The organism is Hydrogenophaga sp. (assembly GCF_050182545.1).
Lineage (GTDB): Bacteria > Pseudomonadota > Gammaproteobacteria > Burkholderiales > Burkholderiaceae_C > Hydrogenophaga.
On sequence record NZ_JBFXCD010000020.1, the window covers coordinates 19,151 to 43,910 of the forward strand.

Below are 24,760 nucleotides of genomic sequence, written 5' to 3' on the forward strand. Positions count from 1 at the left end.
GGCCGCGGCGTCAGGCCAGTGGCAGGCGCAGCCAGAAGGTGGCGCCCTCGCCCGGCGCCGACTCGGCCCAGACGCGGCCTCCGTGGCGCTCGATGATGCGTCCCACGATCGCCAACCCCACGCCCATGCCGGGCACGTCGGTGCCCGCGTGCAGGCGCTGGAACAGGCCGAACAGCTTGTCGGCGTGCGCCATGTCGAACCCCATGCCGTTGTCGCGCACGAAGTAGGCGCGCTTGCCGGGCGCGTAGCCCACCACCAGCTCGGGATGGTCGAGGTGGCGCGAGTACTTGAGCGCGTTGTCCATCAGGTTGGCGAGCACCTGGCGCAACAGGGTGGCGTCGCCCAGCGCGGGTGGCAAAGGCTCGATGCGGATGCGCGCGTGCGCCACCTGCGGCGCCAGGGCTTCCGCGACCGACTGCGCCAGCGCGCCGACATCCACGGGCACGGCGTCGAGGTCGACGCGCACCACCCGCAGCAGCTCCAGCATGTCGGTGATCATCTGTCCCATGTTGCGCGAGGAACGCGCAATGCGCTCGAACATCTCGCGCCCCGACGGACTCAGCCGGTCGGCCTCCTCGTCGAGCACGATCGCGGCAAAGCCGTTGACCGACCGCAGCGGCGCACGCAGGTCGTGCGCGATGGAATAGGAAATCGCCTCCATGTCGCGCATGGAGCGTTCGAGCTGGTCGGTTCTCGCCGCCACCCGCTGCTCCAGGCTGGCGTTGAGCGCGCGCACCTGTTCCTGCGCGGCCACGCGTTCGGTGATGTCCAGGTGTGTGCCCGACATGAAAACCGCCCGGTCTTCGGCGTCGCGCTCGTGCACTCGGCCGCGCGTGTTGACCCAGATCCAGTGGCCGGCCTTGTGGCGCATGCGGATGTCGCACTCGTAGAACGGCAAGGCACCGGCGAGATGCCGGTCGCGGATCTCGTCGGCGCGCTCGAGGTCGTCCGGGTGCACCAGGGCCTCCCAGGTCTCGTAGCGCACCGGTTGCAGCTCGGCCAGCGTGTAGCCCAGCATCTCCGCCCAGCGCTCATTCACCGTGAGCGTGTGCTCGATGAGGTTGGTCTCCCAGATGCCCGGGCGCGTGGCCTCGAGCACCCAGGCCAGTCGCTGGCGCTCACCTCGCAGTGCCTCTTGGGCCTCGATGTAGGAGGTGACGTCGGCGTAGGTGCGCACCATGCCCCCATCGGGCAGGCGGCGCGAGCGGATCTCCAGTGCGCGCCCGTCGCGGGTGCGGCGCCAGTAGTGTTCGGGTGTCTTCTGGTCCGGTGAATAACCCACGAATTCCCGCAGATCCGGCTCCACCCATGCCAGGTCCGGGCCGAAATCTCCGCGCTCGCGCTGGTACCGGATGACATCGTCCATGTGCGGACGCGCCTGGAACAGGCTCTCGGGCAGGTCAAGCAACTCCAGCATGCGGTGGTTGTAGACGGTGACCCGCCCCTGGGCGTCCACGCGGCTCAACCCCTGGCTGATGCTGTCGAGCGCAATCTGCAAGGCGTTGCTTTTCTCGGCGAGCTGGGCACTGGTGGTTTCCAGTTCCGCGCGGGTGCGCTGCGCATCGGCGTGACCACGCCAGGCCATCACCAGCTGGCGCACCGCGCCCAGCAAAGGCTGCAGGAACTCGATGTCGTCCTCGTTGTAGCCGCCGGGCTGGTTGGCCAGCCCCACCATGGCCACCAGGCGATCACCCACGGCGAGCGGCACCCCGAGAAAGGCCTCCAGCCCCGGATGACCCGAGGGCATGCCTCCTCCCCGGGGGTCGCGACGCGGGTCGTTCGCAATCACCGCTTCGCCCGTGGTCATGGCCGCGCCGAACAGCGTCTTCAGGTTGCGGAACTCCATGCCCCCCGCGAACTGCTGCTCGTGCATGCGGCGCGAGCTGTCGTCCCAGGAAATGTCGGTGATGGCGTGGGTCTTCAGGTAGGGACGATCCTGCTCGTCGTAGTGCACCTCGCCCACGAAGCCGTAGGCGCTGCGCGTCACGGACAGGAACGCGTCGAGCAGGCCTTCAAAAGCCTTGCGTTTCTCGTCGGCTTCAATGAACACGGCCTGCGCCAGCCGCACGGCTTCCAGCATGCGATGTTGGTGCTCCAGCTTCTGTGCCGCCATGAGCGCGTCGGTGACATCGGTCGTGAAGCCGTGCCAGACGACCGACCCGTCGTCTTCTCGCTGCGGCACCGCCTCGACGTTGAACCAGCGCGTACCCTGCACCGGCAGGCACACTCGGTAGGTGTGGCGGAAGACGCCGAGCGTGCGAGCCGACTCGGCCAGTCCGTGCAACACCCCCGCGCGGTCTTCCGAGTGGATGCGCATGAAGTACGGGCGAAAGCTTTCGTACAGGGCTTCCGGTTCGAGTTCCAGCATGCGGCGCACCGCATCACTCACGTACGCGAAATGGCTGCTGCCATCGGGTCTGAGACGCGCCTGATACATCAGGCCCGGCACATGCGCCGCGATGTTCTGCAGCAGCCGCAGCTGTTCGGCCAGCCGCTCGCTGGCCTCGCGTTCGAGGGTGATGTCCTGCACCACCCCGAAATCCGTCTGCGGATTGCCCGCCACGGTGGTCTGGCCGATGCGGGTGCGAAAGCGGCGCTGCGCGCCGTCGGGTCGCGACCAGCGGAACTCGAGCTCTCGCCCGTCCATGGCCGCGCGGGCCGCGAGCCAGGCCGGCTTGTCCTCGGGGTGAATGCCCGCGCGCCCATCCGAGCGGCGAATCAGGTCGCTCGGCTCCAGGCCGGCGATTTCGTACAGGCCGGCCGACCAGACGACGTCCTGATCATTCCTCGCGTTGGTCCAGTGCCCGACACCGGCCATTTTCTCCAGCGCGGCGTGCAGTTCCACCTGTTGCTGCAGGCGCAGGTTGGCTTCGCGCAGAGCCTTCTCGCTCTGCTCGCGGGCCTCCTCGGCCGCGAACTCCCGGGTCGCCTCGGTCAGGTAGACCAGTGCCGCCGGCTCGCCGTCCACATCCAGCACCGTGGTGTGCATGCGGACACGGTGCGTCACCCCGTCGCGCAGGCGCAGGTAGTGCACCGCATCGGTCGCTGGCACCTGGGCCACATAGCGCAGGCGCTCGTCGGCGCTGGGCCAGTGGCCGAGTTCGACCGTCGTGCGCCCGATCACGTCCTCGCGCCGCTGGCCGGTGAGCACCAGCCAGGCGTCGTTCACGGCCAGCAGCCGGCCATCGCGCAGACGCGTGACACTGGCCGCCAGCGGCGAGACCCGGAACAGGACATCGAAAGACAGGTTCACCTCGGCGTTTCCCATCGCGGTTGTCCCTTCACCGTCGACGGAAGACTCGGGTCCGGGAACTGGTTCGGCCATGCGTGCTTGCGGGTTGGGGGGAGGGGCGGCGATGACACAAATTGTGCCGGACAGTTCAACATCGGACACTTTGCCCGTTTGCTAAAGTCATCACCCCGCCAGGTCAACGCAACGGAGGGCCTCGCCGCCCCGCGCGACCATTCAGGCGCCCCATCTCCACACCGAACGTTTTCACCCGAAAGGATGTCTGCCATGTCGGTTGCAGAACTCACGATCCCCCAGGCCAGCCGCGCCCCGGGCAGGGATGTCAGGCGCAGCCTGCTGATCACCGGCCTGCTGCTCATGGCCGCGACCATTCCCCCGCCGGTCTGGTCCACGGCCCCGCTGGCCGACGAAGAAGCCGCGGCCCATGTGCAGCGCTTCGTCGGCTACATCGAATGGCCCGCGCACGCCTTCGCCTCCCCCTCGTCCGCGATCGTGGTGGGCGTCGCGGGAACGGACCAGACCCTGACCTCGCTGGCGCGGGCCGTGGTCGGCCAGCGGGTGCAGGGTCGCCCGCTGGATGTGCGCCGCCTGGACAAACCCAGCCAGCTGGCGAACGTGCATCTGATCTACGTCGGCCGGGATGCCTGGAAGGACCTCAAGGACTGGGCCCTCGCGTCCCGGCAAAAAGGGGTGGTCCTGGCCACCAACGCGCCCGACGGCATCGCCCGGGGCGCGGTGCTCGGCCTGGTGCAGAGCGAGCAGCGCACGCGCTTCGCCGCCTCCGTGCCTGCCGCGACGGAGGTGGGCGTCAAGCTCAGCGCCCGGCTGCTCGAAGTGGCGGAAAGCGTCGTGGGAGGCGACAAGTGAAATCCACCTCGCTGCGCCAGCAACTGACGCGCGCGGCGATGCTCACGACCTTCCTGGCGGTCGTGCTCAGCGCGGGAGCCCTGCTCGCCTACGAACTCGCTACGTACCGCAACGCCGGTGTCACCGACATGCGGGCCCAGGCGGACCTGATCGCCCGATCCACCGCTGCCGCCGTGGAATTCGATGACACCAAGGTCGCGTGGGAAAGCCTGTACTTGCTGCGCAAGCAGCCGCGCATACGCGCCGCCGGCATCTATGACGCCCAGGGCGCATTGCTGGCCTTCCACACCAGCACACCCGACCAATTGCCTGCGCGCATTGGGCTCGACGATCCCGTCTGGGGGCCGCGTTTCAGCGGATCGACGCTGGAGATGACCCATGCCATCGAGCACGACGACAAACGGCTCGGCACGCTCTACCTGAAGGCCGAGCACGACGTGTGGCACCGTTTCACGGACTTCGCCTTGATCGTCCTGGCGGTCTGCGCGGTGAGCCTCGCGGCGGCGTACTACCTCTTTGTGCACCTGCAACGCCGCATCACCGCGCCACTGGAGAAGATGACCGAGGTGGCAGGCCACGTGATCGACAGCCACAACTGGGCGTTGCGGGCTCCCGCCACGGACTACAAGGACCTGGACGTGCTGGTGAACGCGTTCAACCGCATGCTGTCCGAATGCGAGACGCGCACCAGCGAGCTCGAACGCGAGATGGTCACGCGCCAGGGCGTGGAACACGAGCTGCGCCAGGCCGATCGCCATAAGGACGAATTCCTCGCCACGCTCGCCCACGAACTGCGCAATCCGCTCTCACCCATGACCAGCGCGGTCGCCCTGCTGCAGATGCCGGGTGCCAGCGCGCAGGCGCGCGACAAGGCCCTGGTGGTGCTCGAGCGCCAGCTGCGGCACATGGTCCGGCTCATCAACGACCTGCTGGACACCTCGCGCATGGCCACCGGTAAGCTGTCGCTCGACCGCGAGACGGTGGACCTCGGCGACCTGCTGGGCACCGCCTTCGAAGGCGCGCAGGCGCTCGCGACCCAGCAGGACCTCCGGCTCGCGCTGCACCTGCCACAGGAGACCCTGTGCGTGCATGGCGACGCGATCCGCCTCGCGCAGGTGTTCACCAACCTGCTGAGCAACGCCTGTCGCTACACGCCGCGAGGCGGTCGCGTGGACGTCACGCTGCTGGCCGAAGGCGAATCGGTCGCGGTGACCATCGCCGACACCGGGATCGGCGTGGAGCCCGACATGCAGGGGCGCATCTTCGAACTGTTCGAACAGGCCGACAAGACATTGCAGCGGGGCAGCGCTGGCCTGGGCGTGGGCCTGACCTTGTCGCGCCAGATCATCCAGCTGCACCACGGCACGCTGTCGTTGCGCAGCGAGGGCCGCAACCGCGGGTCCTGCTTCACCGTGCGCCTGCCGCGCTTGCGGGGTGAAGAACCCCGCACCGATGCGGCCGCCATGCGCGCTCCCGTGGCGGCGCGTCCGCTGCGCATCCTGATCGCCGACGACAACGTCGACCTGACCGACAGCATCGCGGAGATCCTCTCCACCAGCGGACATCGGGTCGCCGTGGTGCACGACGGCGATGCGGCCGTGCGGCATGCGCGGGAACAGCTGACCGACATCGCCCTGCTCGACATTGGGATGCCCAGGCTTGACGGTTACCAGGTGGCCCGCCAGCTGCGGGCCGATCCGCGCACACAGGACATCTACCTGGTCGCCATCACGGGCTGGGGCCAGGCGGCCGACCGGGAGGCCGCGCACGACGCCGGCTTCGACCAGCACCTGCTCAAACCCGCGAGCCCCGAGGACCTGGTGCGGGTGCTGGACGATGTCCAGGCCTCGTTCCAGATCTCACGGCCCGGCGACCTCCTCTGATTTCAGGCCGAAGACCTTGCTGCCATCCCGTCGTGCCTGCGGCGGCGCTCCACCGACTCGATGCGCAGCATCTGGCGGTACTTTGTGACGGTGCGCCGCGCCACCGTGAGGCCCTGCTGCGCAAGCTGGCGCGTGATCTCGGCGTCCGACAGGGGTTGATCAGGCGACTCCGCCACGAGGATGTCCTGGATCAACCCGCGGATCGCGGTGCCCGAGCACGCCTTGCCATTGGCACTGAGCATGGCGCGCGAGAAGAAGTGCTTGAGTTCGAACACGCCACTCGGAGTGGCCATGTACTTGTTGTTGGTCACGCGCGAGACGGTCGATTCGTGAACGCCGACCTCGTCGGCGATTTCGCGCAGGCCCAGGGGCTTCATGGCCATCGCGCCGTATTCGAAGAAGTGCCGCTGGCGCCGCACGATCGCTTGCGCCACATCCAGGATGGTCGAGAACCGCTGGTCCACGTTGCGCTGCGTCCAGCGCGCCTCCTGCAGGTGGACGCTCATCCCGGCGTTTTCGGCGCAGCGGTGGCGCTGGAACAAGCGGGCATAGGTTTCATTGACCCGCACCCGGGGCACGATGGCGGCATTGAGGCGCACGTTCCAGACCGCCCGCTCCTTCGAGACGATCACGTCGGGCACGATATAGCTCACGCGCGAGGCGCCCAGGCGCCAGCCCGGGCGTGGGTCCAGGCGGCGGATGCGGTCGCACACCGCCTCGACATCGGCGGGTGACTGCCCGAGCGCGCGCGCCAGCGCCGGCACGTCGCGCGCGGCGAGCTGATCGAGGTGATCGTCCACCACCTGGCGCGCGAGTTCGCGCACACGCGGGCACTCGATCTGCGAGAGCTGCAGCAGCAGGCATTCGGCCACATCGCGCGCGCCCACGCCGGCGGGATCGAGGGACTGCACCAGCTTCAACGCGATCTGCATTTCGTCCAGCGAAGCCACGGGCTCGACCAGGCCCACGTCCAGCAACTCGTGCAGGGGCGTGCGCAGGTAACCGTCGTCGTCCAGCGATTCGACCACCGCGCGCGCCAGCGCGAGATCGCGCTCCGACAGCGTCATCGTGTTGAGCTGGCTGTGCAGGTGCATGGTGAGCGAAGTCTGATCGGCCACGTAGTCGAGCGCGGACACATCGACATCGTTCGCCGAGCGGCCTGGCTGAAAGCTGTCCGCGAGCCACAGGTCGCGATCGTTCTCGCCCGCGCGCTCGAGCGCACCGTCTTCGGCGATCCGGGCCGTCTCCGCGGAGGCCACCGGGGCATCCCCCGCCTCCGCGATCGCCTCGGGGGTGTTCTGCACGAGCACGCCTTCCTCGTCCGCGCTTTCGTCGACCTCCAGGAAAGGGTTGCGCCCCAGCACGTCGCGCACCACGGCGCCGAAATCCAGTGACGACATCTGCAACAGGCGCACGGCATGCTGCAAGCGGGGGGAGAGCGTCTGGCTCTGGCGCGGTTCGGCACGAACGTCCATCACGATCATGTGGATTCCTCCTGGTCTTTGTTGGGTGACGGGGCCGCCCCACGCGGCCACCTCCTGCCGTTTCACGCAACGGACGTGCCGGCCGGGCGCTGGCGACACAAATTCAAACAAAAACCGCGCACGCTCAACGCAGCCGTGTGCCCGCGCCAAGCGCCACGCAACATCCGCACACCGGTGACACACGACGCCACAGCTTGTCGCTGCGACATGCCTTTCTTGCTGCAAATATTGCCGAAAACCCTCGGCTCAACGCGACCGGAGACGGGCTTACCGCAGCGACGTCACATCGAAGCCGAGCCGCACGCGCGCGACCAACCATTCAAGGCGCGGAGCCTTGCCGAAACACATTGACGATGGCCAGCAGCAGGATCGCACCCACCAGAGACACCAGCAGGGCCCCCGTGTTGAAGATCTCCGGATGGATCGCGCCCATGCCCAGCAGCGGTGAGACGAGCCAGCCGCCCAGCGAGGCGCCCGCGATGCCGAGCGCGACATTCAGCGCGACGTCCTGTTCGTCATCGGGATGCATGATCGCGCTGGCCAGCCAGCCGATCACGCCACCCCCGACAAGCCAGATTGCAAGATCGACCATGAAACTTCTCCTTGGCTGGAATCCAGGCGGAACGTTCCGCCGGCGCAGCGTCAGCAAACACCGTGCCCATGGGCGCGGGCACGGCATCCGCCCAGACGCGGCGCCCAGCCTTCATGCCGGCGGGTGACGCCCTCAACCCGCAGCAGCAGGAGAAGCCCCATGAAGTACGTGAAGGATGTGATGACCAGCGGCGCGCCCCGCTGAATCCAGTGGGCGCGCCCGGTGCGCGCTCAACCACCGTAGGCGCGCGGAAACACGATGCAGAAGGTGGTTCCCGATGGGGTCGAGTCCACCTGCACCGTCGCATCAAGCAGCTCGCACAGGCGCTTCACGATCGACAGGCCGATGCCCTCGCCGTGGGAGCGATCGCCGTCGGTGGCACCCGGCGCGGGCAGGCCCGCATGGGGATCCTGGATGTGCGTGACCTCGTCCCTGAGAGTGTCTCTGGCCACCCGCCGTTCGTACTTGCTGGCGACTTCGAGCGCATCCCGCAGTTCCGATGACCGGGGGTGCCCGATGCCGGGTCCGGTGTCCTTCACCGCCAGCTCCCAGCGCCCCGCGTCCTGCGCCCCACACGGGGCCCACGCCAGCTCCAGACCGCCCGCACGGGTGTAGCGGACGGCGTTGAACACCAGGTTCTGCGCGATGCGACGCAGCTTCACCGCATCGATCTGCACCACGAAGGGCTGCGGTCCGTTCAGCGAAAACGCCAGGCCCTTGTGCCGCGCCTGCCCGTCCACCGTCTCCCACAGCTCGCGCAGCAGCAGCGCCACGTCCACCCGGTCGGTGAGGGCCGCGTCCGCGCTCACGGCCTCGCGCCAGGCGCGGAGGATGTTCTCGCGGCGCTCGCTCAGCCGTTGTGCCAGCAATTTCAGATCATTGCCCGCGATGGACATCGTTCACTCTCGATGAAGCAACCGCGGACTCGGTCGGACGCGAGGACCGGTCGCCAGCATCACGCCAGCGCCGGCGCATTGAATGCCCCCAGCGGCGCAGCCATGCCAGCACCACCAGGATGAACACGGTGGCCAGCACGGCCGTGCCCGTCAGGCCCATGCCCGCGGCCAGACCGACCGCCGCCGTCGCCCAGATGCTGGCCGCGGTGGTCAATCCGTGGATGCGGCCCTCCTCCTGGTCCTTGAGCACGGCACCCGCACCGAGAAAACCGATGCCCGAGACCAGCCCCTGCACCACGCGGCTGAGCTGTTCATCGTTCATGCCGTACTCCATCGGTACCAGCACGAAGAGCGCGGCGCCCAGCGCCACCAGCATGTGCGTGCGCAGCCCCGCTTCGGCGTCGCGCCGCTCGCGGTCCCAGCCGATCACGGCCCCGAGCAGCAGGGCCTCGCCCATGCGCCAGGTGGCGCGCGTGATGCGCTCGACCTCCGCGACGTCGCCGAATTCGGCCTGAACGGTGGTCCAGACGGTTTGCAGAACGGACATGGCCCGCGCCCAGGTGCGTGAATGAGAAGCCTGCCGCAAGCCTGGGCGGGAGGGCGTGGATGCCTGCCCGCGTCAGAAGCGGTGCATGTAGCCGATGCTGGTGGTGTCGACCTCGCGCTTGCCCACGCCGACGAAGCGGATGTCGTAGCGGTTCCATTCCACGACGATGGACGAACGCGGACTGAGGTCAAATCCGATGCCCGCACCGTACGAGCCTTCCCAGCCACTGGCCTTGCCGGTCGGGATGCCCGAGAGGGGGCTTGCCGTGACTTCCGAGCGGCCGTAGGTCGTGCCCACCTTGCCGAACAGGTGCACCACACCCAGCGGCAGGCGCCCGACCAGGCTGAGGTTGATGCCATGCGCTTCGGACTTGCCGCCGCCACGGTCCATGCGGCCCAGGTTCACGTAGCCGAGCTCGGCTCCCACATAGCGGTTGAACATGCCCCCGGTGTAGAGGTGGTACGACGTGTTCTTGTCGGCGCATGAAAAAGCGCCGAGTCCGCAGTCGAGGTCGTAGTCGTGCCGGCCGGCGTTGATGCCGACGTAGCCGTGCGAGGTGTAGGGAATGACCGAAAAGGAATCCTCGCCCGGGGCATGGGTGCGCCGTTGGGGGGCCGTGGTGGTTGTGGCCGTGGTGTTCGACTGGGCCACGGAAGTGGAAGAGGTGTCGCTGCGCGGTGTCTCCGTCTGGGCGGACACCGAGCAGGCAACGGCCATGGCCACGGCGGCCAGCGGCCACGTCCTGAGGTAATGGAATGAGCGGTTCATGTGAGCTTCCTGTCTGGTTCGGGTTGGAGAAACACTGCGCCGGAAACGGAATGCAGCGAACTCCCCGGGGCAAGCGGGATGCCAGGCCTGTCGAACGCGGGCCGGTTCACGGCGCCGCGAACACGCCGCGGGGCATACCTATTGCAGCAATAGTTGCCGAAGCGCCTGGCCGGGTGTGCCCACACCGGCCCTTCGACCGCAGCACCGGGTGGGCACGCCACATGCCCCTATGGCCTGTCGGAAGCAACGGGCCCGGGCCCGCCACACCGGCTCTCTGTTCACCCCTTCGAAGGAACGCCATGAAAGACACTCACACCATCAACACGCTCAACAAACTCATCGAGACCTGCAAGGACGGTGAGTACGGCTTCAAGGCCAGCGCGGACCACGCCGTGGATCCGCAGATCAAGCAACTCTTCGACGCCCGCGCGCAGGACTGCCGGCGTGCGGCTGCGGAGCTGCAGACGCTCGTGGTGCAGCGGGGCGGCAAACCCGAGGACAGCGGCACGGCGAGCGGCTCGGTGCACCGGGGCTGGGTCGCCGTCAAGGGCACACTGGCCGGCTACAGCGACCTGGCCATGCTCGAGGAAACCGAGCGCGGCGAGGATACGGCGCTCAAGGCCTACCGCGAAGCGCTCAAGGAAGACCTGCCGATCGAAATCCGCAGCATCGTGGAAGCCCAGCTGCAGGGCGTGAAGCGCAACCACGACCAGATCCGCACGCTGCGCGACCAGCACAAGGCCACCGCCACCTGAGCGGCTGCTCGCATCCCCCTTGGGCCCGCTGCTTGCGGGCCTTCTTTTTTTTCGAATGCCGACGCGGGCTTCAACGCCCTGCTTGCGGATGGCGAGCGGCCCATTCCGCATCGCTGTGGCCATCGCCGACGGGATCCGCGCTTTCATCTTCGGGGGGCGCCGACGGCGGCGTGGCGGCATCACTTGTACGCGGCCCTCCGGCGCTGCGGACACCACCGTGTGGGCACAGCAAGGCGCAAGGGCCCGGGTGCGCGGCCGACGCTTCCTCACACGGGCGAGCACATCCGTCGGGTGCAGCGCCTTCGAGCACGGCTGCCTTCTTCTCGCCGCCGGACAGTGCTTGGGGCAATGGACTGCGGGCGTGGACCATGGCGAACTCCTGGGAAAGGTCAAGCGCAATGAACCCCGGCGCAGCAAGCGGCAGCCCCGGGGATCCGCCTGCGCCCCTGCGGCAAATGGCATGCCGCCCCCCGATCAACCCGGTCCGGACCCTTCCTCGGCGGCGTAGCGCTTGAGGCGGTTGTACAGCGTCTTCAGGCTGATCCCGAGCGCCGCCGCGGTGCGCTCCTTCTGGTGGCCATAGTGTTGCAGGGTGGCCTCGATCAGCGCCTGCTCGGCCTCGGCCAGCGAGATGCCCAGCGGCAGCACCACCGACCCTTCGGATGCCTCGCCGTTCACGCGGCCCGCCGGCGTCTCGCTGTCTCGCGCGGGTGCCACAGCAGCCTGCACCGGCGCGCTATCGGGCGCCATGGCGGGCACATCGGGCGACCGGTCTTCCTGCGGCAGCCACTGTGTGTCAATGGTGTTGCCCGATGCCATGACGTAGGCACGGTGCACGGCGTTGCGCAGTTCGCGCACATTGCCGGGCCAGCGGTAGGCACTCAGTTGCGCCAGGGCCTCGGGCGAGAAGCTTTTCTCGCGCCCCTCCTGCTCGCCGATGAGCTTGAGGAAGCGGTCCGCGAGCAGGGGCACGTCCGAGAGCCGGTCGCGCAGCGGCGGCAGATCGATCGGGAACACGTTGAGCCGGTACATCAGGTCCACGCGCAGATGGCCCTCGGCCACCGCCTGCATCGGCGAACGGTTGGTCGCGGCGATGATGCGCACGTCGGTTTCCTGGCTTTGCGTCGCGCCCACGCGCAGGAAACGCCCGGTCTCCAGCACCCGCAGCAGTTTGACCTGCAGGTCCGGTGGCATCTCGGTGATCTCGTCGAGAAACAGCGTGCCCCCGGCGGCCCGCTCGAAAAAACCCTGGTGCTGGCGATCCGCGCCGGTGAAGCTGCCCTTCTCGTGGCCGAAGATCTCGCTCTCGATCAGGTTGGGCGAGATGGCACCACAGTTGACACCCAGAAAAGGCATCTTGCGCCGACGACTGAGCTCGTGGATGGTCTGCGCCACCACCTCCTTGCCGGTGCCGCTCTCGCCGGTGATGAAGACCGTGACGCCCGAGCCGGCCACGCGCGCGATCTGGTCGTACACGCGCTGCATCGCCGGAGAGCGGCCCCACAGCTGGCCAAAGTGGCCGGTGCTGGCCAGGTTGGCGGTGAGGTCAGCCACCTCGGCCTTGAACACCGCGGGTTTGATCACCCGTGAGAGCACGCCCTGCAGGTGCTTCATGTTGATGGGCTTGATGAGGTAGTCCACCGCGCCCAGACGCAGCGCGAGGATGGAGGTTTCCAGGCTCGCATGCCCGGTGATCAGCACCACCTCCGAATTGGCCAGCAGATCGGGGTCGGAGAACAGGTCCATGCCACTGCCGTCGGGCAGGCGCAGGTCCAGCAGCACCAGGTCCGGGGCCTGCAGCGCCAGTTGCTTGCGCGCGTCGCGCAGGGAATGCGCGCACGCCACGGTGAGACCCTGCATGGCAATCAGCTCGCTGAGCATTGCCGCAGAGTCCACATCGTCATCCACGATCAGGGCATGGGTCATCGTTGGCTCTTTCCGAGCCGCGCTGGCACCGGCATCCCCCGGCCGTGCTCGCGCGCGCAACGGCGGCGTGCCGGCCTCGGCGGTTTCCCCGACCGGGCATTGCGCAGCTGCGGAGATGATGCCATCTTTTGCGATGTCTCTTGTCCTCGCACCAGGTTGTTGCCAGTCGCGGTCAGTGCAATGTGACGATGGGCTTGGGGTCGCGGGGCGGGTCCCCCGCCGGCGGCGTCTGCTCGTCGGGCACGTCAGGCTCCTCAATGTCGGGCGGCAGTTTCGTCGGTGTCTCGGGTGGCGCCGCGGGCGGGCCTCCCGGCACGGGCCGTGGCATCGGCGGTGGAGGCTGGGGAACGTCAGGCATGTGCGCGCGGAGCGCGGCCCACACGCCGGGCAAGGGGGACATACAAGCGGTGGATTCGGCCAGCGAAGAACGGCCAGGGATCATCAGGAACTCCTTTGCCCCGCTCGGGGCGGCTGTGTCGGGGTCCGTTTGCCGACAGCGTGTCGGTTGGTGGAACGTTCCCGTGCAAGGGCAAGGGGTGTGCCCGCTCAGCGCGGGCCACAGGCAATCCTGACCCAGTCGGCCTGGCGCCCTGCCCGGTAGGGAGCGTTCTTGCGCTTGGCCACGAGCCCTTCGAGCCCGAGCCTGCACACCGCGGCCAGCAGGCTCTGCGCCGGTGCCGGGAACGCTTCGCTCAGGCGCACCCGGTCGGACGCGGCCCCTGCCAGCAGGTGCGCCAGCAGGGCGCGCCGGGCCGCGAGCGGCGCGGCGCGAAGATCGTAGTTGTCCAGGTAGGGCAGATCGAACAGGTACAGCACGACATCGCCCGCATGCCGCTGCAGCGCCTGCCGCAATGCGTCCGCATCCGGCAAGCCGCGTTCGTCCAGCACCACGATCTCGCCGTCGTACCAGCCGGGCAACAACCTCATGGCCGCCAACGTGCGGCGCAGGGGCTGTAGCCGGGCCGTCCAGTCCTCGCCGTCGCCCGTGATCAGCCGGACTTCCCCGGCGTCGATGCGCGCCAGCATGCGATGGCCGTCGAGACGGATTTCGTACAGCCAGTCGCCATCGGGCGGCGGACTGGACCGCGAAGCGCCCACCCGCTGCGGCGTGATCGCCTGCGGCAGCGCGCACCAGACAGCCTGTGAGGGAAAGCGCGGCGCCTCGCCGCCGAAGTGGAGCGGCGGAACCGGGGTTTCGGAAAAAACTGCAGCAACACCTTCCGGGCCTCCCCCAGAGGCCTTCGAACGTCGCGTCCCGTCGGGCACGCCGTTCGCCGCATGAAGCCCGTCGGCGTTTGCCTTCATCACCAGGAGCCCCCCATGGCAAAGTCCCCATCACGTACCCGTTCCATCGTTGACAAGACCATGAAGAAGGTCATGCGCGAATTCAAGGAAGGCGAGCTCGAGAGCGGTTCAGGCCACCCCGTGCGAAACCGCGAGCAAGCGGTGGCCATCGGCTTGTCGGAAGCACGCGACAAAGGCGCGCGGGTGCCCGCGCCGCCCAAGGCGCGTAAAGCGCGCAAGAGCGGCTGATCCGCAACACGCGCGCGCCGCGGGTTCACTGGCTGGTGCCGCCCGGCGCACCAGGCGAACCGACCGCTGGCGGCGATGCCGGGGGTTGTGCGTCGGCGGGTGGTGTGCTCATGGCCGGCGCGCTCGGCGGCACAGCGGGGTTGGTGTTCTGGCGCTCTCGCTCCAGATCGCCCGTGCTGGGCGCGGGCATGTCGCTGGGGCGCTGCTCGCAAGCAGACAGCAACACCAGCGAGGCGGTTGCCGCCACCAGGCCCAGCGCCAACCGGGAGGGGTGCAGAGGTGTCATGGTGCTCTCCTTGGTCGCGCGCCACAATGCGCGCGCCCGAGGGCCGGCAATCCAGGTGCCCGCCCCTGCAGCGGCGTGGCCAGCAGGCACATGCCTTGCCGTTCGTTGCCAAGACCGACGCGCCAAGGAGACGCCCATGATCCGACCAACCCGGCCCCGCGACCCGTCCAACCCGGTGGACCGCACGCCGCGTGCCCCCGGTTCGACCCCGACCACCGAGGCGGAAGAACATCTGGAACTGCCGCATGAGCGGGATGAGTCCACCGGCAGCACCTCGCCAATACCGGACCCGGGCATGCGCCAGGCCCACCGCGACCTGCGCAGCGGGCAGGTGGATACCGACATGCGCGCGCCGCCCGGCCTGGATGCAGAGCAGCGCGCCCGCTATGTGCCGGGCGCCGGCGGGCTGCACCCCTCGCAGGAGGCGCGCACGCCGCCTGCGCCGCGCAAGACCCGGCGGCGCTGACGCCGGCGAGGTCGCGGCGGGCCCGACCGGGGCTTGTTGCGGGGCGTGTCCCCGTGCCGGTGCGGTCTGAAATAATCCCCGCATGCCCGACGCACCCACCTCCGACGGCCGACCGGACGATCCGGCCACCGCTTCCGACGCGCCCTATGCGCTGCAGTACCCCTGCGGAGAGCCGCCCGCGCCCGGTGAGGTGCGCGAAGTCGCGCCCGGCGTGCTCTGGCTGCGCATGCCCCTGCCCTTCGCGCTCAACCACATCAACCTCTGGGCCGTGGCCGACGAGGACGAGAAAGGCCCGGGCTGGGCCATCATCGACACCGGCACCAAGACCCCCGAGGCGCTGGCCGCCTGGCGCCAGCTGATCGCCGCCGACGGTCCGCTCGCCGCCACGCCCCAGGGTGCGCGCATCACGCGCATCTTCTGCACCCACATGCACCCGGACCACGTCGGCATGGCCGGCTGGCTCACGCGCAAGTTCCAGTGCCGGCTGTGGATGACGCGCCTCGAATACCTGACCTGTCGCACCCTGGTGGGCGACACCGGCCGCGAAGCGCCCGACGAGGCGATCGAGTTCTACCGCCGGATGGGCTGGAACGAGGAGGCGCTGGACATCTACCGCACGCGGTTCGGCGGCTACGGCAAGTACATGCACGCGCTGCCCGACAGTTTCCGGCGCCTGAGCGACGGCGAGGCGCTGCGCATCGGCGCGCACGACTGGCGGGTGGTGGTCGGGCGCGGGCACTCGCCCGAACACGCCTGCTTCGTCAGCGAGACGCTGGGCGTGCTGGTCTCGGGCGACCAGGTGCTGCCGCGCATTTCGTCGAACGTGAGCGTGTTTCCGACCGAACCCGACGCCGACCCGCTGGGCGACTGGATCGCCAGCATCGAACATCTGCGCGCCACGCTGAGCGACGAGCTGCTGGTGCTGCCGGCCCACGGTGAGCCGTTCCGCGGCCTGCACGCGCGCCTGAACCGCCTGGCGCAGGGCCACGAGCGCGGCCTGCAGCGGCTGCGCCGCAGCCTGGCCGAATCGCCCAGGCGCACCATCGACGTCTTTGGGGCGCTGTTCGCGCGTTCAATCGACAACAGCGGCGAGCTGCTGGGCATGGCCACCGGCGAAGGCGTGGCCCACCTCAACCACCTGCTGACCCGGGGCGAGGCCGTGCGGGAAACCGGGGCCGACGGCGTGTACCGCTACAGGATGAAGTAAACCCGGGCGCACGCCACCGCCCGGGTGCGTTCACGCGTTCGGGTCGCTCAGGGTGACCAGCAGCTGGATGACCTCGGCGCACTCTTCCTCGATGCGGGCGATGCGGCCCATGTCCATGCCGCCGGTGGCGGCCGCGCGGATGGATTCGGTCTGCTCCAGGATGGCGGTCATGCGCTCGAACAGCTCCGAGGTGATGGCGTCCGTCCGCTGGGCCGCGGGATCCGCTGACGCCCTTGGGGCGGGCGCCGATACCGGTGCCGCGATGACCGGCTGATCGGACTTGAAGCTGAAGTCGCCGTGCGGCGACAGGCTCAGCTCGATGGTTTCCATCTCCGGCGGGTTGAGGATCTGGTCGACCCGCTCGCGGATCTGCTGCCGGTTGATCGGCTTGACGAAGAAGTCCACCGCGCCGAGCGCCATGGCCCGCTTGCGATACAGATCCTCGGTGTGGGAGGTGACCATGATCACCTGCGTGTGGCGGTTCTTCGGGTTCCTCTGCATCTGCTCGATGAGCTCGTAGCCGTTCATGTCAGGCATGTCGACGTCGACCAGCATCACGTCGGGCGTGTGGGTGTCGAGCTTCCTCAGCGCGTCCACACCGCGAACCGCGAAATGCAGTTGGGCCGCGTCCAGCAAAGTGCGCGCCAGCACGTGGACCAGGCTGGGGTCGTCGTCGACGATCAGGATCTTGCGACGCGAAAGAGAAGGCGTGGGGGTGGCAGCGTTCATGGGCAGGATCATCGCGCCATTCCGAGCGCGATAGCCCCCGAAAAAACCGGTGATTTCCCGGTATTCCCACGCCTTGGACCGGCGGGCCGGCTGGGGCGAACGCGGGAATTGACCCCCTGCGGGCTTTCTTATCCGCGCGATGCGCCACCGGCGCCGGGCGGACACTGACGGCGATGAACATCCGCAAACTGCTTCCCGGACCGGGCCAGGGGCGCCTGAGCCTCACGGTGGTGATCCTGTGCCTGGGCGTGGCGGTCAGTGCCGTGGCCGCGTACTCGCTCGCAGACCGCGCGCGGGAACAGGCCCGCATCGAGTTCGGGCGCAAGAGCACCCACGTCGCCGACAGCATCGCACAGCGGCTGGCCATGCCCGCCTACGGCCTCAAGGGCGCGCGCGGCACCTACGCCGCCAGCCAGCAGGTGCTGCGCCCGGAATTCGAGGCGTACGTCAATTCACGCGACTTGCCCAACGAGTTTCCGGGCAGCCGCGGCTTTGGCTTTGTCGAGCGGGTCGCGCGCGCCGATCTGCCGAACTTTCTGAAGGCCGTTCGCGCCGACGGCGCGCCCGAGTTCAGCTTGCGCCAGTTCCAGGACAAGGACCTCGACACGCTGTACGTGGTGCGCTACATCGAACCGCGCGCGCTCAACCCGGACTCCATGGGCATCGACCTGGGCAGCGCCGCCGCATCGCGCGAGGTGATCGAGCGCGCCATTTCGACCGGTGAAACCACCCTGAGCCCGCCGCTGCCGATCACCCGCAACGGCCTTCGCGCACCGGGTTTCCTGATGTTCTTGCCGGTGTACGCCGGCGCCACCATCCCACCCACCGAAGCCGAGCGCCAAGCGACCTTGCGCGGTGTGCTCTACGCCCCCCTGGTGGCGCGGGAGCTGTTCGCCGACATCCTGAGCGTGACCGACGACCTCGTCACCTTCGAGCTCCACACCGGCCACGGCACGCCCACGGCCGAGAACTGGGTCGCCGGCTACCACGTGGTCGGGCACGGCGAAGGCGTGACCATGACGCGCGAACCGCGCGTTGCACCGGTCAGCAAATTCTCCGAGCGACTGCACATCCAGGTGCATGGACAGGCCTTCACCGTGCAGACCAGCAGCACACCGGCGCTGGAACGCGCCGTGCCCTGGCAACCCGCGGTGCTGGTGTTGCTGATCGGCCTGCTGCTGACCGCCCTGCTGGCGCGCCTGACCTCCCAGTCCGTGATGGCGCGGCAGCGCGCCGAGGCGTTGGCGCGCTCCATGACGATCGACCTGGAGCGGCTGGCCGCGGTGGCGCGGCGCACCTCGAACGCGGTGGTCATCACCGACCGCAAACTGCTCATCACCTGGGTCAACGCCGGCTTCGAGCGCCTGAGCGGCTACACCACCGAAGAGGTGCTGGGCCGCACGCCGGACAGCGTCCTCAAATCCACCACGTCCGATCCGGCTGACATCGAACGCCTGAAACAGTCGCTGCGCGAGGGCGCCCACTTCAAGGGTGAAATGCGCCATCGCGCCAAGGACGGTCGCGAGTACTGGGTCGAGATCGAAATCCAGCCCCTGGTGACCGATGGCGGCGACACCCTGGGTTTCATGGCCATCGAGAACGACATCACCGAGCGCAAGCAGGCGCAACAGATGCTCGCGAACTACAGCGAGCGCTTCCAGCTCGCCAGCGACGCGGCCAGCCTGGGCGTGTGGGAGCTCGACCTGGCGACCCGCATCGCGGTCTGGGACGAGTGGACCTACCGGATCTACGGCGCGCGCCCGGGCGAGGGCAAGCCCTACGACATCTGGTACGCGCGCGTGCCGGCCGACGAACGAGAACGCATCAAGACCGCGATCGCCGAGGCCGTGGCGGGCGACGGACGCTGCTCCATCGAGTTTCAGATTCGCCTGCCGGGTGGCGAGATCCGGCACCTGCAGGCCACGGCACGGGTCATGAACGGCAGCGACGGGCGCCCCGCGCGCATCGTGGGTGTGATCCTGGACGTGAGCGAGCGCCGCCGCAGCGAAGAAGCCCTGCGGTCGAGCCGCGCCTTCCTGGACCGCGCCGGGCGCATTGGCGGTATCGGCGGCTGGGAGCTCGACCTGGCCACGCGGAACCTGCGCTGGACCGACCAGACCTGCCGCATCCACGACATGGAACCGGGCCAGACGCCCAGCCTGGCGGGCGCCATCGCCTGCTACGTGCCCGAAGCGCGGCCGGTGGTGCAGGCCGCGGTGATCAGAGCCATTGAGGAAGACCAGCCGTTCGATCTGGAACTGCAACTCATTACCGCCACCGGGCGGCGCATCTGGGTGCGCACGGCCGGTGAGCTGGACACGCGCGACGGTGTGCCCGTCAGCCTGACCGGGGCACTGCAGGACATCACCGCCAGCAAGGAACTCTCCGGCGCCCTGCAGCGCACGAACGACCTGCTCTCCGGGGTCATCGAGAGCCTGCCCTGCGCGCTCAGCGTGGTGGATGGCGACGGCGTGCTGGTCATGGCCAACACCGAGTTCGGGCAGCGTTTCGAATTGCCCGAACACCTGCGCCAGACCGGCAAGACCCGGTTCGAGGACATCGTGTACTACAGCGCCGAACGCGGCGACTACGGCCCGGGCGACCCCCAGGAGCAGACGCAGTTTGTGGTGATGGACGCCATGTCCACCCGCCACCTGGAGCGCTTCGAACGCGCCCTGCCTTCGGGTGGCGTGGTCGAAGTGCGGCGCGGACCACTGGCCGACGGCGGCTTCGTCAGCACCTACACCGACATTTCCGCGCGGCGCGAGGCCGAGGCGCGCGCGCGGCGGTCCACCGATCTGATGGCCAGCGCGCTCGAAGTCACCGGCGCGGGCCTGGCGATCTACAACGAAGAGGACCGGCTGATCTACTGCAACGACCTCTACCGCGCCCTGGACCCGCAGATGGCCGACCTGTTCGTGGTGGGCAAGTCCTACGAGGACATCATGCGCTCCACCCTGCAGCGGCACGAGATGCCGCAGGCCGTGGGACGGCACGAAGCCTGGATCGCCGAACGCGTGCGCGACCACCGCACCGTCAACGACTGGGAGCGGCGCCTGAACGACGGACGCACGCTGCGGGTGGTGGAACGCCCCCTGTCCGACGGGCACGCGGTCAGCTTCCGCTTCGACATCACCAAGTTCGTTCATGCGGCCGAGGCCGCACAGGCCGCGTCGCAGGCCAAGAGCCAGTTCCTGGCGAACATGAGCCACGAGATCCGCACGCCCATGAACGCCATCCTCGGCATGCTGACGCTGCTGAAGAAGACCCCGCTCACGCCGCGCCAGCTCGACTACACCGGCAAGACCGAGGGCGCGGCGCGTTCCCTGCTGGGCCTGCTCAACGACATCCTCGACTTCTCCAAGGTCGAGGCGGGCAAGCTCACGCTCGACCCCCACCCCTTCGAGGTCGACCAGCTGCTGCGCGAGCTGGCCGTGGTGCTGTCGGCCAGCGTGGGGCTCAAAGACATCGACGTGCTGTTCGACATCGCGCCCGACGTGCCCCGGACCCTGATTGGCGACGCCTTGCGCCTGCGCCAGATCCTGGTCAACCTGGGTGGCAACGCGATCAAGTTCACCGACCGCGGCGAGGTGGTGATCTCGCTGCGCGCGCACGCCACCGGACAGGACACGGTCAACCTGGAGGTGGTGGTGCGCGACACCGGCATCGGCATCGCACCCGAAAACCAGGACCGCATCTTCCAGGGCTTCACCCAGGCGGAGTCGTCGACCACGCGCCGTTTCGGCGGCACCGGGCTGGGCCTGGTGATCTGCCAGCGCATGGTGGCCCTGATGGGGGGCGAGCTGGCCCTGCACAGCGCGCTGGGCGAGGGCACGCGATTCAGTTTCACCATCCCGCTGCGGGCGGTCCCGGCAGCCAGCACCGCGATGCTCCCCGCCCCCGCGCAGGACGCGCAGCCGCTGAACGTGCTCATCGTGGACGACAACGAGCTCGCGCGCGACACGCTCTCCAGCCTGGCCCGCAGCAACGGCTGGGCGGTGCAGACCGCCACCGGCGGCGAGGCCGCCATCGAGTGTCTGCAGCAGGCGGCCCGCGCGGGCCAGCGCTTCGACGTGGTGCTGATGGACTGGCACATGCCCGGGCTGGACGGCTGGGAAGCGGCGCGCCGCATCCGCAGCCTGGCGCTGAGCGACCCCAACGTGCTGCTCATCATGGTCACCGCGCACGGGCGCGAGCTCACCGAAAAGAAGGACGTGCTGGAACACGGCGTGCTCGACGGCTACCTGATCAAGCCCGTCACCGCCTCGATGCTGGTGGACGCGGTCGAGGTCGCCACCAGCGACAAGGCGGGTGCCAGGACCGAAGCCGCGGAACGCTCCCTGTCGGGCGGCGCGCTGCAGGGCCTGCGCATCCTGCTCGTCGAGGACAACGAAAACAACCAGCAGGTGGCCTGTGAGCTGCTCAGCGACGAAGGCGCCATCGTGCAGGTGGCGGGCAACGGCCGCGTGGCGCTGGACGTGCTCGCAGCCGGCGCACAGGCCTTCGACGTCGTGCTGATGGATCTGCAGATGCCGGTGATGGACGGGTTCACGGCCACGCGCGCGATCCGCGACGAACTTGGCCTCAAGGCGCTGCCGGTCATCGCCATGACCGCCAACGCCATGGCCAGCGACCGCGAAGCCTGCCTGCAGGCCGGCATGAACGACCACGTCGGCAAGCCGTTCGACCTGATCCCGCTGGTGCAGACCCTGCAACGACACGCGCGCGGCGGCGCGACCGAGCGCGCAGGCACCGCCCCCACCCCGCGCGCCGCCACACATTTCCCGGACGCTGTGCGCGCCCACGCGGCCCGCCTGGGCGTCGACCTCGACGCCGCTGTACAGCGTTTGGGAGGCAGCGTCGGCGCGTACACCCGGTTCCTGGCGCGCTTCATTGACGAGCACCCGCGCCAGTCCACCGAGCTGGAACTCGCCCTGGGCGCGCGCGACTTCAAGACCAGCGCGCGCATTGCCCACACCCTCAAGGGCCTCGCCGCCACACTCGGCATCCAGCCTCTGGTGGCCCACTGCCTGCAGGCCGAGCAGGCCCTGGCCGTGGCGCGCGATGTGGCCAGCGTGCGCGAACCGGTGCAGCGCCTGCAGGCCTTCGCGCTCGACGATCTGCGTGAGCTGCTGGCCCTTCTGCAGAGCCAGCCCGTGAGTGCGCCCGGCGTGGACGCGGACGCGCCGGCACTGGCCGGTCTTTCGGTCCTGCTGGTGGACGACAGCGACATCCAGCGCGACGTCGCACAGCACCTGCTGGCGCGCCTGGGTGCCAGCGTGACCGCCGCCGCCTCGGCTGGCGAAGCGCTGCAACAGCTGCGCCAACCCGGGGCCCGCTTCGACGCGGTGCTGATGGACGTGCAGATGCCCGACATGAACGGGCTGGAGGCCACGCGGTGCCTGCGCAGCATGCCCGGGCTGGCCACGCTGCCGGTGTTCGCCGCCAGCGCCGGCACCTCACCCGAAGAGCGGGCCGCTGCCCGCGCCGCCGGCATGAACGGCTACCTGACCAAACCCCTGGACGCCCGTTCGCTGAGCGAGGCGCTGCGTCCTTCGGCGGCCTCCGGCACGGCGTCCTCGCCGTTCCCGACCGCGTCCGACGCCGGGTCTGCCGCGCTGCCCGTGTTCGACCGCGAGGCCGCGCTGGACCGCCTGGGCGGCGACGAGGCCCTGCTGGCGCGCACGCTGCGCCGCATGTTCGAGGAATTCGGCTCATTGACGGCGCAGCCCTGGCCCGGCGCCAGCGAACCCGGCGAGCGACAGGCGCTGGCCTCGCGCATGCACAAGCTCAAGGGCATCGCCGGCACGGTGGAAGCGCGCGCGCTGCACGCCGCCGCTGGCGCGCTGGAGCAGTTGCTGCGCCACGGCAGCGAAGATCCCGCGCTGCGCGAAGCCTGGCAGGCCCTGGCGCCGGCCCTGCGCGACCTCGACGACGCCACGCAGAAGCTGCGGCAGCCGCCCGCCCCGGCGGCACCCGCGCCCGATGCACCGGCGGACCTCGCGCTGGACGATGGCCGCATCGCCGAATTCCGGCAGATGCTGCTGAACCAGGACCTGGACGCGCTGGCCTTCTTCTCAACACACCAGAGCGCGCTGAGCCAGCGGCTGGGCCCGCAGACCACGCAGCGCATCGAGGAACTGCTCGACGGCCTGGGCTTTGAGGAAGCCGCCGAACTGGTGGAGCAGAACCAGGCCGGTTGAATGCCTCCCCGTCAGCGCTTGCGGGCCGGCGCCGGGCTCGGCGGCGGCACCGGCGCATCGGGTGCGCTGCGGGCCTTGGCCGTGCCGGCGGGCGGACGCGGCGGCGGCACCGGGGCGTCGAGCGCCGCGCCCGGATCTTCCTCGCCCGCCACCGACGCCAGCAGGTCACTGTGGGGGGTGCCGGACTTCGACGGCGTGGGCGCCGACAGGCGGATGGTGCGGCTCATGGTGTGACTCCAAAAGGGCAAATGGCGTTCCCGCCCTGGGCGATCCCGCGGACCCGGCGCGGGCAGGCACCGCGCTTGCCCGTTTTGCGGACCCATGGCAACACGACCCATCCCCCTTCCAGGAGTTCCCCCCATGAACGCTCGCCCCCTCTTCCAACGGCTCCTGCTGGCGGCCACCCTGCTGTTCGGCGCCTTGGCGCAGGCCCAGCCACAGCCACTTGAAACCCCGGACCAGGACTTTCTGGAGCAGGCCGCGCACAACGCCCGCGCCGAAATGTCGGCCGGCCGTCTGGCGCTGACCAAGGCACGCCATCCGCGCGTGCGCACCTTCGCTCAACGCATGATCGACGAGCACACGCTGATTGACACCGACCTGCGCGCCCTTGCCACCGACCACGGTTTCGATCCACCCCAGGAACCATCGGCCCTGCAGAAGGGCAAGGAGATGATGATCGGCGGCCTCGGCGACGACACCTTCGACCGGCGCTACATGAACCAGATGGGTGTCGAAGCGCACACGTCCTACATCCAGCTGTTCGAGAATGCCGCGCGCGACGCACGCCATCCGGACGTGAAGGCCTTCGCCTCCCGACACCTGCGCACACTGCGCGAACACCTGGAGATCGCCCGGTCTCTCAAGGCCGAGGTCGACCGGGGCAACACCCCGGCGAAGTGAACACCATGCGCTGGCTGGCGGTGATCCATGTCGCAGCGGCGCTCACCTGGTGCATCGCGGCCCTGCGCCTGCCGGGCGTTGTGGGCCGCGCCATCGCGCAAACCGGGCCCGCGGCGCACACCCGCAGGCACGCGTGGCAACTGTTCATCGGCATTGCCACCCCCGCGGCCCTGGCGACCCTGGTGTCGGGCACGGCACTGCGCGCCGCGCAGGGGCCGGACGCCGCATGGCCGCTGCTGCACCTCACGGTCGCCAGCCTCCTGGTGTGGACCCACGGCGCGACCGTCGTGCTCCTCATCAGGCTCGAACGCCGTCAGCACCGGAGCCTGCTGACCGCGAGCCGCGTGCTGTGTGCCTGCACGCTGGCGCTGCTGCTGGCGTTTTCGGCGCAGGCCCTGCTCATGCTGCCCCGGGTCTGAAATGAAGGACGGACGAGGCGATCCCCTAAGATAGGGCCCCGCCATT

At 69.1% G+C, this 24,760-nt stretch carries 21 protein-coding genes; 9 read left to right on the forward strand and 12 right to left on the reverse strand.

The features are described 5' to 3' along the window. Positions 1-10 precede the first annotated feature (10 nt). Entirely contained in the window at positions 11-3,253 is a 3,243-nt protein-coding gene (locus AB7P10_RS17165) for a PAS domain-containing protein (RefSeq protein ID WP_428295072.1), read from the reverse strand. A gap of 264 nt (positions 3,254-3,517) precedes the next feature. On the opposite strand from AB7P10_RS17165, the gene AB7P10_RS17170 reads away from it, so the two are divergent. After that, a complete protein-coding gene (locus AB7P10_RS17170; protein WP_428295073.1) occupies positions 3,518-4,117 on the forward strand; it encodes a YfiR family protein in 600 nt (199 codons plus the stop codon). Next, positions 4,114-6,000: an ATP-binding protein gene (locus tag AB7P10_RS17175; RefSeq protein ID WP_428295074.1), complete on the forward strand. Its 1,887-nt coding sequence runs from the start codon at positions 4,114-4,116 to the stop codon at positions 5,998-6,000. The genes AB7P10_RS17170 and AB7P10_RS17175 overlap by 4 nt, the downstream gene beginning before the upstream one ends. Before the next feature lie 2 nt (positions 6,001-6,002). Here AB7P10_RS17175 and rpoN read toward each other — a convergent pair whose 3' ends face one another. The 5 genes from rpoN to AB7P10_RS17200 form a co-directional block, all read right to left on the reverse strand. Further along, positions 6,003-7,484: an RNA polymerase factor sigma-54 gene (gene rpoN / locus AB7P10_RS17180; protein WP_428295075.1), complete on the reverse strand. Its 1,482-nt coding sequence runs from the start codon at positions 7,482-7,484 to the stop codon at positions 6,003-6,005. Between the two features lie 319 nt (positions 7,485-7,803). Further along, positions 7,804-8,076, reverse strand: coding sequence for a GlsB/YeaQ/YmgE family stress response membrane protein (locus AB7P10_RS17185; protein ID WP_428295076.1), 273 nt, complete (start codon positions 8,074-8,076; stop codon positions 7,804-7,806). Between the two features lie 230 nt (positions 8,077-8,306). Next, positions 8,307-8,972 (reverse strand): sensor histidine kinase, encoded by a 666-nt coding sequence (locus tag AB7P10_RS17190; protein ID WP_428295077.1) that lies wholly within the window; start codon positions 8,970-8,972, stop codon positions 8,307-8,309. Continuing rightward, positions 8,953-9,519 (reverse strand): MgtC/SapB family protein, encoded by a 567-nt coding sequence (locus AB7P10_RS17195; protein WP_428295078.1) that lies wholly within the window; start codon positions 9,517-9,519, stop codon positions 8,953-8,955. Before AB7P10_RS17195 ends, AB7P10_RS17190 begins: the two co-directional genes overlap by 20 nt. A gap of 72 nt (positions 9,520-9,591) precedes the next feature. Continuing rightward, positions 9,592-10,287 (reverse strand): outer membrane beta-barrel protein, encoded by a 696-nt coding sequence (locus AB7P10_RS17200; RefSeq protein ID WP_428295079.1) that lies wholly within the window; start codon positions 10,285-10,287, stop codon positions 9,592-9,594. 299 nt (positions 10,288-10,586) lie between these two features. On the opposite strand from AB7P10_RS17200, the gene AB7P10_RS17205 reads away from it, so the two are divergent. Next, a complete protein-coding gene (locus AB7P10_RS17205; protein ID WP_428295080.1) occupies positions 10,587-11,042 on the forward strand; it encodes a PA2169 family four-helix-bundle protein in 456 nt (151 codons plus the stop codon). 474 nt (positions 11,043-11,516) lie between these two features. On the opposite strand, the gene AB7P10_RS17210 is transcribed toward AB7P10_RS17205, so the two are convergent. The 3 genes from AB7P10_RS17210 to AB7P10_RS17220 all read right to left on the reverse strand — a co-directional run bounded on the left by AB7P10_RS17210 (position 11,517) and on the right by AB7P10_RS17220 (position 14,273). Beyond that, the gene (locus tag AB7P10_RS17210) at positions 11,517-12,968 is read right to left on the reverse strand and encodes a sigma-54-dependent transcriptional regulator (RefSeq protein ID WP_428295081.1); all 1,452 of its coding nucleotides are present in this window, start codon (positions 12,966-12,968) and stop codon (positions 11,517-11,519) included. Between the two features lie 172 nt (positions 12,969-13,140). Further along, positions 13,141-13,326: a hypothetical protein gene (locus AB7P10_RS17215; RefSeq protein ID WP_428295082.1), complete on the reverse strand. Its 186-nt coding sequence runs from the start codon at positions 13,324-13,326 to the stop codon at positions 13,141-13,143. Positions 13,327-13,514: 188 nt separating this feature from the next. Then, positions 13,515-14,273 carry a hypothetical protein gene (locus AB7P10_RS17220; protein WP_428295083.1) on the reverse strand — a complete coding sequence of 253 codons (759 nt, stop codon included), beginning with the start codon at positions 14,271-14,273 and terminating at the stop codon, positions 13,515-13,517. A 60-nt stretch (positions 14,274-14,333) separates the two neighbouring features. Between AB7P10_RS17220 and AB7P10_RS17225 the strand changes: the two genes are divergently transcribed. Next, positions 14,334-14,501, forward strand: a complete 168-nt coding sequence (locus tag AB7P10_RS17225; RefSeq protein ID WP_428295084.1) for a DUF6496 domain-containing protein — start codon at positions 14,334-14,336, stop codon at positions 14,499-14,501. Between the two features lie 25 nt (positions 14,502-14,526). Here the strand turns inward: AB7P10_RS17225 and AB7P10_RS17230 are convergent, their stop codons facing one another. After that, complete coding sequence (locus tag AB7P10_RS17230) at positions 14,527-14,787, reverse strand: hypothetical protein (RefSeq protein ID WP_428295085.1); 261 nt, start codon at positions 14,785-14,787, stop codon at positions 14,527-14,529. A 136-nt stretch (positions 14,788-14,923) separates the two neighbouring features. Here AB7P10_RS17230 and AB7P10_RS17235 point away from each other — a divergent pair, with 136 nt between their 5' ends. Beyond that, the gene (locus AB7P10_RS17235; RefSeq protein ID WP_428295086.1) at positions 14,924-15,253 is read left to right on the forward strand and encodes a hypothetical protein; all 330 of its coding nucleotides are present in this window, start codon (positions 14,924-14,926) and stop codon (positions 15,251-15,253) included. Positions 15,254-15,335: 82 nt separating this feature from the next. After that, positions 15,336-16,460 carry an MBL fold metallo-hydrolase gene (locus AB7P10_RS17240; protein ID WP_428295087.1) on the forward strand — a complete coding sequence of 375 codons (1,125 nt, stop codon included), beginning with the start codon at positions 15,336-15,338 and terminating at the stop codon, positions 16,458-16,460. 30 nt (positions 16,461-16,490) lie between these two features. On the opposite strand, the gene AB7P10_RS17245 is transcribed toward AB7P10_RS17240, so the two are convergent. Continuing rightward, the gene (locus AB7P10_RS17245) at positions 16,491-17,189 is read right to left on the reverse strand and encodes a response regulator (RefSeq protein WP_428295088.1); all 699 of its coding nucleotides are present in this window, start codon (positions 17,187-17,189) and stop codon (positions 16,491-16,493) included. Between the two features lie 173 nt (positions 17,190-17,362). Here AB7P10_RS17245 and AB7P10_RS17250 point away from each other — a divergent pair, with 173 nt between their 5' ends. Further along, positions 17,363-23,392, forward strand: coding sequence for a response regulator (locus AB7P10_RS17250; RefSeq protein ID WP_428295089.1), 6,030 nt, complete (start codon positions 17,363-17,365; stop codon positions 23,390-23,392). An 11-nt stretch (positions 23,393-23,403) separates the two neighbouring features. On the opposite strand, the gene AB7P10_RS17255 is transcribed toward AB7P10_RS17250, so the two are convergent. Continuing rightward, positions 23,404-23,619, reverse strand: coding sequence for a hypothetical protein (locus AB7P10_RS17255; protein WP_428295090.1), 216 nt, complete (start codon positions 23,617-23,619; stop codon positions 23,404-23,406). A gap of 133 nt (positions 23,620-23,752) precedes the next feature. Here AB7P10_RS17255 and AB7P10_RS17260 point away from each other — a divergent pair, with 133 nt between their 5' ends. Together AB7P10_RS17260 and AB7P10_RS17265 are read left to right on the forward strand one after the other, a co-directional pair. Continuing rightward, positions 23,753-24,295 carry a DUF4142 domain-containing protein gene (locus AB7P10_RS17260; RefSeq protein WP_428295091.1) on the forward strand — a complete coding sequence of 181 codons (543 nt, stop codon included), beginning with the start codon at positions 23,753-23,755 and terminating at the stop codon, positions 24,293-24,295. After that, positions 24,292-24,714, forward strand: a complete 423-nt coding sequence (locus AB7P10_RS17265) for a hypothetical protein (protein ID WP_428295092.1) — start codon at positions 24,292-24,294, stop codon at positions 24,712-24,714. Before AB7P10_RS17260 ends, AB7P10_RS17265 begins: the two co-directional genes overlap by 4 nt. The last annotated feature ends 46 nt before the right edge of the window (positions 24,715-24,760 follow it).